Genomic DNA, 12,713 nt, shown 5'->3' with positions numbered 1-12,713 from the left:
CCTGGAGAATACGCGGATTCTCAGATTCATATATTCCCATCTTCGCCAGAAGAAATTTGATTTATACGAAAGCGTTATGAAATTTCTTGTTTGTTTTGAAAGATTGCCGGAACAGGAATGGATGCCCACTTCGGTGTATTGTGATCAATCCGGACGACAACAACAGTCATATCGTCCTCAATTTGGCCGGACCTTGTGCGGATGACTTCTTCCATAAGCAAATCGGCAATCTCCTGCGGGTCATTTGTTTTCAACCCTTTCATTTTACGCTTCATCCATAAGTCGTGATTTTCCACATGCTTAGGCCCCTCAAAAATGCCATCACTCATCATAATTAAGAGGTCACCCGCTTTTAACTGTTCACTCACAACCTCCACATCGAATTCATTAATAATACCGATTGGCAGATTGCTCGCTTGAACTTTCATGACCTGATCACCCCGTTTGATAAAGCTAGGCGTCGATCCAACCTTCAAAAATTTACAGCTTGCATCTTGTAGATCGATAATAGATAGGTCAAGTGTGGAATATATCTCGTCAGTTGTCCTTAGGGACAGTATGCTGTTAATCGTTTTAATTGCTATTTTTTCATCAATGCCGGATTCAAGGATTTTTTCAAGAAGCTTGATCGTTTCATTGCTTTCAAAGTGCGCTCTTGCGCCATTGCCCATTCCGTCACTGATTGCCGCAGCATATTTTCTGGCTCCTAGCTCCATCATGCTGTAGCTGTCGCCGGAGACAAGGCCGCCGCCCTTCGCAGCGTGTGCTGCACCTGTAGACACCCTGTATGATTTAGTTGATCCAAAGGCGACATGGCTGTATCCATTCGGATGCGGAGAGTGCTGTTCGGCTTTCACAAGAATTTGTTCTTCCAGAATGTCAGAAAGCATAGGGGCAATGATTTTTTCACTTTCTCCATGTCCGCTGAACGGAATCGTCATTTCAATATCGATATTTCCTTGTTCGAGGCTATAGATCTCTACATGCTGAATCTCAATTCCGAAATGCTGAAGTGCCTCTATGATTTGCTCTTCCTGCAGAAAGTGCTGTTCTCGCTCTCTTTTTATTTCCCGAGAAAAGTCGGCCATGACCTCAGAAACGCCTAAAAGCTGTTCGGCAACAAGACGCCTGCTGTCCTGGACTTTTTTCTTGAGCGTCAAATGGGCATGATGATGTGCGAGTTCATCCTCAATCAGCTCTTCAACCTGCTTTGATTTAGAACAATGCTGATGAAACTCTTTTTTCAGCCTTCGGTTTGATGCATATTCTTTTTCTTCTGTTTCAAGCATAACTTGTTTCATTAAATCATATGTTTTATCAAAGTTCTGTACCCAGCACCTGTTTTTCTTGTAACACGTCTGACAGGAATGCTCCGTGATTTTGCTTAAAAACAGATCCACTTCGCTGTCATCTGTCTGTTCGTCTGATGCTTGGTAAAAGGTTGCAAAGCTTTCAGACAGCGCGTGAAATACATTGGAGAACTGGTCTACCTTCTGAGCAGTGACATCTCGGATTTTTCTTGCGTATTGCTGCTGCTCTTGAAGATGCTCCACAGTTCCCGGAATATATCTCGCCACTTTCCTTGTAATAGATTGAGGTGTGAGCAAAAACAGGCCGACTGCGATTAGTGACTCATAGAGCGTTGTCATCAGACCGGCAGAGCCTTCACCATATAAAGATATAAGAAGCGACCCAACGATCAGGCCGATCGCCGCACCTGCTTTTTTCCCTTCCTTCAGCAAGCCGCCTAATAAACCGGAAAAAGCAAGCAGACTCATTTGATAGAGGTTTCCAATATTCGCCAAACCAAGAATCAGGCCGGTCACGACGCCAACCGTACATCCAATGCTTGCTCCGCCAATAAAGGAAAAACTCAATACAACATAGCGAGCCAATATATGTTCTGCCTGCATCCCTTGGTAGGACAAGCCGGCCAGTCCCGTTAACACAGAAGCAATCAGGATCATAAAGCAAATGATTTCCTCTATTTTTAATGATTGTTTCACTTTTTTCACAGTGAAAACTGGAAGGCTCTGAAGGAAAATCAATGTTAAGATAAACGATAGTCCAGCCTCAACGACAGCCATTACATAATCATAGGTTGTAAATGCGCCATTTTGGGCATAAACAAACCCGGCTCTTGCTGCAGCCATGGAAAAGAACACGACAATCGGGAGTGCTTTTACACGATCGTCGGTAATGAAGGCGGCCACTTTAGAAAATACGAAGAATGCCAGCAATGCCGCTAGTATGAGCAATGAGTGCTTCGGAGATATAGTCAGCGCACCTGCAAGCACGGCCAAAACCGCATAAAACGCTTTGTCTCTTCTGATGAGAAGCATCGCTCCAAAGAAAGGAAGTGCGAAAGGAAGCACCTCGGATAATATGAAAGCTCGTCCAAGCAAAAATCCGATGACGACATAAATGAATCCTTTATAGAAAAACAGTGAATGCAAATGATGGGTCACCAGCTTCGTTCCCCTGTTAAAAAACGATTGGAGTTTTTCCAAAGCCTGTCCCGCCATTGGCCCGTTCACTCTTCTTTCTGCTTTTTCCATTCCTCTCATCTCCCACCTGTTATATTCGTTGCCTGTCATTATAGCGAATGCACAGATAGGATTTTGTCAAAAGAAGGTAACAATACCGAAGAAATCTTCGACGGTTTCTGCCTTGATATTCGTTTATCAAAAGAATTTCTGGAATGTTGTCTAAAAATGAAAAAAATCGGTTTCTGCAAGAGAAACCGATTTTTTAGGATGACCCGTACGGGATTCGAACCCGTGTTACCGCCGTGAAAGGGCGGTGTCTTAACCGCTTGACCAACGGGCCAAACAAATATGGTAGCGGCGGAGGGGATCGAACCCCCGACCTCACGGGTATGAACCGTACGCTCTAGCCAGCTGAGCTACACCGCCATATTGTTTTGTGCTTCTAAGCACAAGTTATATAATACAAAGGTTTGTCTCTTTCGTCAACAGAAACTTTAATGTTGTAATTTTCTAACTATTGGAGAGGGTGAGGATAATAAAAAAGCATCCGTCGGGATGAACGGATGCTTCATTTATTTTATAGAAAGCAGCAAGTTATCCTCTTCTTGCTCCGCGCCCTCCACGTTTTGATTCCGTATTGCGTTTTAAAGATGACAAGCGATCTTCGCTGTCTTTTAAAAACTTATTCATTTTCTGTTCAAAAGATTCTTTCGGACGGAAATCATTTCTAGGTCTGGCTTGCGGACGGTCTTTAGCTTTTTTAATAGATAAACCAATTTTCCCGTCTTTTTCAACGTTGATGACTTTCACTTCAACTTGGTCGCCGACTTTTAAGTGGTCGTTAATGTCTTTGACATAATTATCAGCTACCTCACTAATGTGAACGAGACCGGTTGAGCCTCCAGGCAATTCAACAAATGCTCCAAAATTTGTAATACCTGTAATTTTCCCTTGCAACTTGCTGCCAACTTCAATCGACATAAAAAAAGTGCTCCTCCTTAGGCTTATAAAAAGATCGTTTGCTTAATTATACCTAAATAAAAATTTAAGTGTCAACAAGGCTACTTGCTCTTCTTCTCCACATTGAAGATAATTTCTCCGTCTCCAGACATGAATAAGTCCCTTCTGGCAAGCTCTGTGACGTAATCCTCATCCTTCAATTTGGATATTTCTTCTTTTAAATCCGCTTGTTTTGTCTTTAAATTTTTCAGTTCTTTTTCAAGCTGTTCTTTCTTTTCTTCTTTTGCGCTAAGGGAAGATGTTTGGGACCATACAGAGCTTGCCAGCACAATTGCCGTCAGGAATACTAGGGCGCCGAATACAGTCAACCGTCTGTACAGCCCTTTGCGTCTTCTTTTCTTCAGCTGATTCTGCCGTTCCACTTGTTCTTTATAGTCGTTTTGTATTTCAGTTATCGTTCGTTCCCTGGAAAAATTCAAACCAGACGGTCCTCCTTTCATCTCTTCAAAAAACTTGTGATGGTCGTTCTTATGGTTATCAATAGTTTCTTCTTCTTTTTGAGAAATCCTGCACCTTTTTCAAATAAACGTCTAAAAGTTAGACGCATTCTCACAGGAAGAAGTTTCAAACATTGTTTCACGATAAAACGGATCGGAAAACACAGAACCATGACTATTTTATAAAGACACAGCAGGAGAAAACCGATCAGGCGGTATGTTTTTTTGAATAAAAATGCCGCCATCCAGATGATCGCTCCGCATGTCCACACAATAGGACGAAATAACACGTGCTGAATGAGTTTTTTGAAGAATTGATAAACAGAAACAACAAGGTAAATGACGAATTTCAGTATTTTTATATAGATTCGTTTGCAAAGGCTCTGATACGTCGCAATGCCCAGCAGAACCGCTAAAAAGATGTAAATTCTGAATTCTCCCTCATTTACATGAAGCAAGACATAAAAGAAAAGCAGCCCTTGCACAATCCAGAAAAGAATATCATGAATAAATAATAGCCATCTGGCTGTTTTAGCACGAATGACAAAGAGCCGGTATGTATCAAGCGAAGCACCAAGCCAGAGACCCATACCGGACATCGCCAGCATTGTATAGAATTGTGTCGTCAGCGTCATTTAAACAACTTGCTAAAAAACCCTTTAGCTTTATCCCCTTGTTGTTCGTCTAAGTACACTAAATCAAATACCCTGCCTTTAATAGAAACAATCCCTTTTTCCACATCTAGATTTTTCATCTGCAGGTTTTGGCCTCTGACGGAGAGCATTCCCATCACCGTTTCTAGCAGGAATTCTTCATTATCGAAGCTCTCCACATGCTTAACCCCAGAAATATCTAAATGCTTCCGGCCTTTCATTGTCACATCATGCTGTTCCGGAACAGACGAAGAACCTTTTTGATCATAATATGAATTCATCTATTCAGCCCCCATATCCTCGATACTTTTAGCATTATTACTGCATTGTATGAGGTAGGGGATTTTTTTAGAACAAGCCTATTCGCCGAGTTTTTCTTCTTTTAGAATCGTGTACATGTTTGCAGCTTCTTCTTTTTTCGTCGTGTCTTTCAATTCATTAACTTGAACCGTTACAAGCTTTTGTCCGAAGCGGACCGTTAGTTCATCTCCCGGTTTTACATCAGAGCTTGCTTTCGCCTGGTTTCCGTTTATAGAGATTCGTCCTTGGTCAGCTACTTCCTTCGCTAGTGTACGTCGTTTGATCAGCCGTGATACTTTTAAAAATTTATCTAATCTCATATCTATGATCTCCTCTCAGTTTCTTTTGCTTCGTTCCACAGTTTGTCCATGTCCTCAAGAGACATATCAGCCAGCTCGATTCCCTTTTCCTTCGCTATTTCTTCAATGTATGAGAACCGTCTCCGGAATTTGTCATTAGTCATAGTCAGCGCTTCCTCTGGCTCTATTTTGTAGAAGCGGGCTACATTCACCAGCGCGAACAAAATGTCGCCAAACTCGGCTTTAAGATTGTGTTCATGAGGAGCTTCAGAAACCTCAGAAGAAAATTCCTTCATTTCCTCACTTACCTTTTCCCAAATATCGCTGACGTCTTCCCAGTCAAAATCGACCTTCGCTGCTTTTTTCTGCAATTTAGCAGCTTTCGAAAGAGCTGGAAGAGTCTTCGGTACGCTGTCTAATAACGATGATTCAGATGTGTTTTTTTCAGCCTTTTTTATATCTTCCCAATTTGCCAATACATCGTTCTCATCCTGAACCTTAACATCTTTAAACACATGGGGATGTCTTCGGACCATTTTTTCACTGATTCCTTTTATGACATCATCAATTGTGAAATAACCTTCATCTTCACCAATTTGCGCGTGAAGCAAGACCTGAAGCAAAACGTCGCCAAGCTCTTCGATCATATGGTCTGTGTCTTCTTCGTCAATTGCTTCGAGAAGCTCATAACATTCTTCAATCATGTACTGCTTTAATGACTGATGCGTCTGCTTTTTATCCCACGGACATCCATTAGGTCCGCGAAGCTCTCTGATGATGCTTCGGAACGTGGAGAATTCGTGATAAAGCAGCTTCTCTTCTTTAATCGGCGGAATATACACACTTGTTAAGTTATTCAAGGCGACATTACGGTCCAGCTCAAATAATGGCACTGTCCTGATATCTTCGTCACGGCTGCCTGCTGCAGTCACGATCACGACCTCATAATCATCAGGCAGCTTCTCCATTAATGTCAGCTTCACCTCAGAGGCCGTCATTTGGTCGTAAACCTGACATATAATCAAATGATGGCTGAGCTCTAGCTCATCCGCAGACAATGTACCGGCATCCACAAATTGAAAACCTTCAATCGGGTCGATTTGCAAGGCATTGAATGTGGCATCAAGGAAACTTTGTCCCCCCGCGACTTTCACTTGAACATTTTCCTTTTCCTGCCGCTCCGTCAGCAGCTGAACTGTTTTTTCTGCGACAAACGGGTGTCCCGGTACAGCATAAACCACATCCTCATGCTGCGCCGCTTCAAAGAGGATGTCAGCAATTTCTTCATATACCGCCTCAAACTGATCATGCTTCTCATATATATCGTCAAAGTAACGGATATTCTTCGTTTCTTTTTCAAGCTCCTCAATTAAAGGATGATCCTTGGTTCTGACATACAGCGTATCTGCCTTCGTCAGCAGCTTGTGTATACCAATTGTCAATTGGTCCATGTCTCCGGCACCAAGTCCGACGACAGTAATTTTACCCGCCATTTTGTTCTCTCCTTCTCATGAATTTGCTTAACTTGCTGCCGAATGGCACACTGTTCAGCTCTTCATCTGTAAATATTCCCAATCTCATCATACAATAAATAAACACCGCGCCACCAATAGCAACAGCAGAAACACTCTCAATCACAGACGCTCCTCTTCCTGTTGCAGGAAACAAGAAAGTCCAGAGACGCGTATAAGCAAGCAAAACAGCTGACATCAAAAGAGCAGATCCAATAATCGGAATCAAAACACCTCTAAGCTTATCGAGCCATTCCTTTTGCCGAAGCTGATACAAGTTAAGGCCGGCGACAGCAGCAAAGGAAGCCGCTGTCGCAAGCGATGCACCTTCAATCCCATAGCGCGGAACCAAAAGAGTGTTTAACACCCATTTCACTACAACACCCATGCCTACCGCTATCGCAGGAAAAACTGTGTACCCCGCGCCCTGTAAGACTGCCGCTGCCGTTACCGCCATAGATGCAAACAAAATAGAGCTGCTAAATATTTGTAACGCGCCTGTCCCTTCTCCATTTTGAAACAGCATGATATTCACCGGCTTAAGAATGCAAATTAATCCAGCCGATGCGCCTGTACCGAGCACAAGGCATAGTTTCAAAGATGACGTGATTTTTTCTTTCATGATCTTCAGCTCTTTGTTTTTTACAGCCATAGAAATATACGGAACGAGTGACGTCGCAATGCTTACGGCAAACACTGAGCCGAGCTGCAGCAAGGGCTGTCCCCGATCATAAATTCCCTTTAGGCGTTTCGCTTCTTCGCTTGCCTCACCACCTGATAGCAAAGCATATAAATTCAAAGCATCAACAAGCTGGATAAACAAAAGCAGCAAACTGCTTACACAAATTGTAACCGAATATAACAGCAGTTTTTTCGTCAATTCTTTTGTTGTGATGTCATTTTCGTTTTGCCTCCCCGTTTGCTTGTCTCTTTTCATTTTGAACCAAAAAAATCCGAGTATTATCAATGCAACGAAACTTCCGGCAAGAGATCCGGAAGCTGCTGCCGCTCCCGCAGTATAAAGTGAGGCTCCTTTTTTGACGAGCCAAAATGATAATCCTAAGAGCACCGCAACTCGCAGAAACTGCTCTGTCATCTGTGATAGGGCCGAAGGGAGCATTTCGTGCCGCCCTTGAAAACCGCCTCTAAGCAACGCGACAAATGGGAACAACAGAAATGCATACGCGGTCACTTGAATTAACTCAGCGAGATGCGAATCCCCCATAAAGAGCGCGATGGGAACAGCACCCAAATATAAACAAAGAAATAATAACATACCGATTAAAGACAAAAACCACGCTGATATTTTTAATATAGTGTGATGATTTTTTTCACTATAATCATTCATCAGTTTCGAAATAATGACCGGAAATCCTGATGTTGACAGCATAACCGCAATACCAAGAAAGGGATATACCTGCTGATATATATAGAATCCAACATCGCCGACAATGTTTTGAAACGGGACTCTGTAAACGGCGCTTAAAATTTTTGTGATGACGCCTGCCAGAATTAAAACAAATGCCCCCTGCCAAACCCAATGCCGTTTAACGCCTATTGAATCGTCCATCCAAAAGCTCCTTCCCAACGTCAAGGGCAATACGGTTCACGTATTACCGCGGCACAAATAAAAACGAGGTTATTATACCATATCCCAACCCTTGGAATCCTATTTCGGCACGCATGAAAAAGAACAGCGTCTCAAAGGAGAGCTGTTCTTTTCATACCTATTTTCGATAAAAGGAATAAGACCTACTGTTCCATTTGACGAGCCAAAAATCCAGCTGCTGTTTCAACGGCTTTATGCTCTACTTCGCCCATTGATTGATCTTTTGAAAAAATCACCACAGCACCTATCGGATCGCCATTCGCCACTATTGGGCCGACAGTATAAGAATTCATGTCCTCATCTATGCCATTTACAAGCTGTACTGATTTCGCATCACTCTCAAGCACAGAGCTGCGCTGATCCATTATTCTTTCCAGCATTTCGCTGATTGACTTGTTTAAGTAATCTTTTTTGGAGCTGCCAGACACAGCAATATATACATCACGATCACAAATCAGCACTGAATGGCCGAGACTGTCGTAAAGCGCGTCTGCATACTCTTTTGCAAAGTCTCCAAGCTCACTGATCGGAGAGTACTTTTTCAAAATCACTTCTCCGTCACGATCCACAAAAATCTCAAGCGGATCGCCTTCCCTGATTCTCAGAGTTCTTCGAATTTCTTTAGGAATCACGACCCGACCTAAGTCATCAATACGACGTACGATACCGGTTGCTTTCATCTCTGGTGCCTCTCTTTCATTTGATGGTATATATATGTGGGAAAGACCTAAAGCAGTTACTTTATGTACCTTCCGCCTCGCTTGAAATTAGTATCCGTCACATCAAATGTAATATACACCAGAGAGTAACAAAAAATTTACGTTGATGAAATGGTTTGCTTTTTCACATTTTTTAAGCCCTTCAGCATGCCCAGCACGGTGTCGAGCCACTCATCGGCACTACGGCCTTTCGTCTGTATGGAGATTTTGAGTTTTTTCCCTTCCATTCCCAGTCCGATTTGTCTGCCATATTGATTGCCAAGCTCAAACAGCTTCTGTCCGTCAATTTCAGCACTTGCTTCTTCAGAGATCGTCAATCTGACAGCGTCTTTATCCTGCTTAATCAGCTCGACACGTTCCTGTCTCGCATAAACCTTCATTTCTGCAACAGTAAACAAGTATTCGACTTCTTTTGGATAGTTTCCAAAGCGGTCGATCATTTCATCCTGAAGCTCGTTCTTCTCTTCGATTGTCGCCACAGATCTAAAGCGTTTATACATATCAATTTTCTGTTTGCCGTCTTGAATATATGTTTCTGGAATATACGCATCAAGCTCGACATCAATTTCTGTTTCAAACTGCTCTGTCTTCGCTGTGTCTCCTTTACGTTCTTCAATGGCCTCTTTCAGCATTTGTGAATAGAGGTCAAATCCGACCGAATCGATGAAGCCATGCTGCTGGGCGCCAAGAAGATTCCCGGCTCCGCGAATGGTTAAGTCACGCATTGCGATTTTAAAACCGGAACCTAGCTCTGTGAATTCTTTAATGGCCTGCAGCCTTTTTTCAGCTACTTCTGTCAGCACTTTATCCCGACGGTACGTGAAGTACGCATACGCCACACGGTTAGAACGGCCGACACGCCCCCGCAGCTGGTAAAGCTGAGAAAGCCCCATCTTGTCGGCGTCAAATACGATCAGCGTATTGACGTTCGGGATGTCCACGCCTGTTTCAATAATGGTTGTACTGACGAGAACGTCTGATTCTCCTTCAAGGAAACTTAGCATAACGGTTTCTAATTCATTTTCTGTCATTTTTCCGTGGGCGTACGTCACCTTTGCGTCAGGGACAAGCATTGAGATCTCATCCGCTTTCCGCTCGATGTCCTCTACCCGGTTGTACAAGAAATAGACCTGGCCCCCGCGTGCAAGCTCACGTTCAATTGCCTCTCTTACAAGAGCGCCATTGTATTCCACAACATACGTCTGTACGGGGAAGCGGTTTTCCGGCGGAGTTTCGATGACTGAAAGATCCCTTACGCCAAGCATAGACATATGCAGCGTACGCGGAATCGGCGTTGCTGTTAGCGTTAAAACATCAACATTGGCTTTTATTTGCTTGATCTTTTCTTTATGGGTTACACCGAAACGCTGCTCTTCATCAATGATGAGGAGCCCTAAGTCTTTATACACGACATCTTTTGATAGCAGCCGATGCGTCCCGATGACGATATCAACCGTCCCGTTTTTCAATCCTTTGATTGTTTCGTTTGCTTCTTTTCTTGTTCTGAACCTGCTGAGAAGGCCGATATTAATCGGATAGTCCTGGAAGCGCTCTTTAATGGTTTCATAGTGCTGCTGTGCCAAAATGGTTGTCGGGACGAGCAGAGCTACCTGCTTTCCGTCGCCGATCGCCTTAAACGCAGCACGTATGGCAACCTCTGTTTTACCGTAGCCCACATCTCCGCACAGCAAGCGGTCCATCGGACGTTCTCTTTCCATGTCTTTTTTGATTTCGTGAATCGAACGGAGCTGATCCTCAGTCTCTTGATAAGGGAAAGCTGATTCGAATTCACGCTGCATCTCATGGTCAGGAGAAAACGCGTATCCCTTGCTCGCTTCTCTTTCGGCATAGAGCTTAATTAAGTCATCAGCAATATCCTGAACGGATGTCTCTACTTTTTTCTTAACCCGTTTCCATTCGCTTCCGCCTAATTTATACAGCTTCGGCTCTTTTCCTTCGGAGCCGACATATTTTTGCACCTGATCAATTTGTTCTACAGGGACGTAAAGCTTGTCACTTCCCTGATAATGAATATTTAAATAGTCTTTATGAATTCCGTTGATTTCAAGGGTTTCAATTCCCAGGTATTTTCCGATCCCGTGATTAATATGAACGACATAATCACCAATTTGAAGCTCAGAATAGCTCTTGATGCGCTCTGCATTGGTAAGCTTCTGTTTTCGCGGCTTCTTTTTCACACGGTTTTTGAACAGTTCTTCTTCCGTAATAACGGCAAGCTTCATTAATGGCAGCTCAAATCCCGATTGGAGCTCGCCTTCCATAATATAGACCTGTCCCTGAACAAGCGCTTTTTTGCTGTCTGTCACGGCGGCCTCGATATCATAATCAGCCAAAACAGATGACAATTTCTGTGTACGTTCCTTGTTTGCTCCTAAGAACACAACAGTGAAATTTGATTTTTTAAAACGCTCCATTTCACCCGCGAGCACGTTCATTTGCCCATGGAAACTCTGCATTTGACGGCCTGACACATTGACGATATTTTGCGGACTCGTATGCTGTACATGCCGCAAAAATAAAGAATAGTACAGCAGAGGCCGTTTTTGTTCAGCCACTATTTTTTGGAAGCTGAATGACAAACGAATGTCATGCAAAATCTTGCCTTCCTCAAGAAGATTTGTTATAAACTCTGCTTCTTCTTTTTGAAGCTGTTCTTCCATCTCATGAATCCGGCTGACTTCATCCAAAATCAGAAGTGTATTTTCAGGTGTATAATCTAGTAAACTAGCAGGCTTTTCATAGAAATATGAGAGATACTTCACGAGCTCCTGATCTGTCTGGCCTTCAGACAAGCGTTCTTTATCGTGGGAAATATTCGCATGAAGTATTTCTTTTTGCTTGTCAGCCTTTAATTTTTTCAAGCTCGCAGCAAGACCGCTATCGATTTTCTCCATCGCCCGCGCTTTTTCTTCCGGTCTGATAATTAATTCCTTCGCAGGACCGATATTGATCGAGGTAAGGGTCTCAATTGACCGCTGATCATCTGAATTAAAGCTGCGGATTGAATCGACTTCAGTGTCAAAAAGTTCAATTCTCACCGGATTTTCTGAAGTCAGCGGATAAATATCAATGATTCCTCCGCGAATACTGAATTCTCCGGGCGCAGATACCATATCAGACCGTTCATACCCTACCTCTACCAGCCGTGACGCTAGCTGGTCTGGTTCGATATCATGCCCTACTTGAATGAGCATCTGGCTGCTTTTCCACACCTCTACAGGCGGCAGCATTCTTCTGATGGCAGCTACAGGAGCAACGACAATCGGCGCTTCTCCATTCGTTAATCTATTAATGACATCTAATCGCTGCGCCCGCAATTCAGGGCTTGCCACTGCGATTTCTGATGAAATGAGTTCATTGACGGGGTACAAAAGGACAGACCGATCCTCCAGAAGTGAAGTCAGATCATCTGTTACTTTCTGGGCTTGATATAAGTTATGGGTGATGAGAAAGATAGGCTTATTCGTTTCATTAGCCAGGGCAGAAGTAAAAACAGAACGCGCGGAACCCGACAGACCCGCGAGCAGCTGTTCCTTCAGGCCCTCGTGTAAACCGTTGATGATGGATTTAAAGTCATCGCTTTCTTTTATAAAGGTTTGAATGTTGTCCATATGGCCCCTCCTCTCTGTTTCCTGTGAGAACAGAAAAACGCTTT

Annotated in this window: 10 protein-coding genes and 2 tRNA genes; all 12 read right to left on the bottom strand. The window is 43.3% G+C overall.

The genetic code is table 11. The features are described 5' to 3' along the window. Positions 1-74: 74 nt before the first annotated feature. Positions 75-2,558, bottom strand: coding sequence for a stage II sporulation protein E (spoIIE, locus tag JQX68_RS00390; RefSeq protein ID WP_040081059.1), 2,484 nt, complete (start codon positions 2,556-2,558; stop codon positions 75-77). 199 nt (positions 2,559-2,757) lie between these two features. Further along, positions 2,758-2,829 (bottom strand) — tRNA-Glu (locus tag JQX68_RS00385). Between the two features lie 9 nt (positions 2,830-2,838). Beyond that, a tRNA-Met gene (locus JQX68_RS00380) sits at positions 2,839-2,915 on the bottom strand. 168 nt (positions 2,916-3,083) lie between these two features. Beyond that, positions 3,084-3,470: a S1 domain-containing RNA-binding protein gene (locus JQX68_RS00375; protein ID WP_003218379.1), complete on the bottom strand. Its 387-nt coding sequence runs from the start codon at positions 3,468-3,470 to the stop codon at positions 3,084-3,086. An 80-nt stretch (positions 3,471-3,550) separates the two neighbouring features. Continuing rightward, a complete protein-coding gene (gene divIC / locus JQX68_RS00370) occupies positions 3,551-3,928 on the bottom strand; it encodes a cell division protein DivIC (protein ID WP_040081060.1) in 378 nt (125 codons plus the stop codon). A 17-nt stretch (positions 3,929-3,945) separates the two neighbouring features. Next, positions 3,946-4,581 carry a spore cortex biosynthesis protein YabQ gene (gene yabQ, locus JQX68_RS00365; RefSeq protein ID WP_014662494.1) on the bottom strand — a complete coding sequence of 212 codons (636 nt, stop codon included), beginning with the start codon at positions 4,579-4,581 and terminating at the stop codon, positions 3,946-3,948. Then, entirely contained in the window at positions 4,578-4,880 is a 303-nt protein-coding gene (yabP, locus tag JQX68_RS00360; RefSeq protein WP_003226714.1) for a sporulation protein YabP, read from the bottom strand. Before yabP ends, yabQ begins: the two co-directional genes overlap by 4 nt. 78 nt (positions 4,881-4,958) lie before the next feature. Then, complete coding sequence (locus JQX68_RS00355) at positions 4,959-5,219, bottom strand: RNA-binding S4 domain-containing protein (protein ID WP_003226716.1); 261 nt, start codon at positions 5,217-5,219, stop codon at positions 4,959-4,961. A 2-nt stretch (positions 5,220-5,221) separates the two neighbouring features. Then, the gene (yabN, locus tag JQX68_RS00350; RefSeq protein ID WP_205440456.1) at positions 5,222-6,691 is read right to left on the bottom strand and encodes a bifunctional methyltransferase/pyrophosphohydrolase YabN; all 1,470 of its coding nucleotides are present in this window, start codon (positions 6,689-6,691) and stop codon (positions 5,222-5,224) included. Continuing rightward, positions 6,681-8,279 (bottom strand): putative polysaccharide biosynthesis protein, encoded by a 1,599-nt coding sequence (locus tag JQX68_RS00345; protein ID WP_205440455.1) that lies wholly within the window; start codon positions 8,277-8,279, stop codon positions 6,681-6,683. The genes yabN and JQX68_RS00345 overlap by 11 nt, the downstream gene beginning before the upstream one ends. A 182-nt stretch (positions 8,280-8,461) precedes the next feature. After that, positions 8,462-8,998 carry a stage V sporulation protein T gene (gene spoVT, locus JQX68_RS00340; RefSeq protein ID WP_014662490.1) on the bottom strand — a complete coding sequence of 179 codons (537 nt, stop codon included), beginning with the start codon at positions 8,996-8,998 and terminating at the stop codon, positions 8,462-8,464. Between the two features lie 137 nt (positions 8,999-9,135). After that, positions 9,136-12,669, bottom strand: a complete 3,534-nt coding sequence (gene mfd / locus JQX68_RS00335; protein WP_069150727.1) for a transcription-repair coupling factor — start codon at positions 12,667-12,669, stop codon at positions 9,136-9,138. Positions 12,670-12,713 lie beyond the last annotated feature (44 nt).

The organism is Bacillus sp. LJBS06 (assembly GCF_016924995.1).
Classification (GTDB): Bacteria; Bacillota; Bacilli; order Bacillales; family Bacillaceae; genus Bacillus; species Bacillus stercoris.
Note: the sequence above shows the minus strand (reverse complement) of the source record. Positions and strands in the feature narration are given on the sequence as shown.

Coding starts and splice junctions, on each gene's coding strand:
- spoIIE (WP_040081059.1), bottom strand. CDS start 2,558: ATGGAAAAAGCAGAAAGAAGAGTGAACGGGCCAATGGCGGGACAGGCT.
- JQX68_RS00375 (WP_003218379.1), bottom strand. CDS start 3,470: ATGTCGATTGAAGTTGGCAGCAAGTTGCAAGGGAAAATTACAGGTATT.
- yabQ (WP_014662494.1), bottom strand. CDS start 4,581: ATGACGCTGACGACACAATTCTATACAATGCTGGCGATGTCCGGTATG.
- yabP (WP_003226714.1), bottom strand. CDS start 4,880: ATGAATTCATATTATGATCAAAAAGGTTCTTCGTCTGTTCCGGAACAG.
- JQX68_RS00355 (WP_003226716.1), bottom strand. CDS start 5,219: ATGAGATTAGATAAATTTTTAAAAGTATCACGGCTGATCAAACGACGT.
- yabN (WP_205440456.1), bottom strand. CDS start 6,691: ATGGCGGGTAAAATTACTGTCGTCGGACTTGGTGCCGGAGACATGGAC.
- JQX68_RS00345 (WP_205440455.1), bottom strand. CDS start 8,279: ATGGACGATTCAATAGGCGTTAAACGGCATTGGGTTTGGCAGGGGGCA.
- spoVT (WP_014662490.1), bottom strand. CDS start 8,998: ATGAAAGCAACCGGTATCGTACGTCGTATTGATGACTTAGGTCGGGTC.
- mfd (WP_069150727.1), bottom strand. CDS start 12,669: ATGGACAACATTCAAACCTTTATAAAAGAAAGCGATGACTTTAAATCC.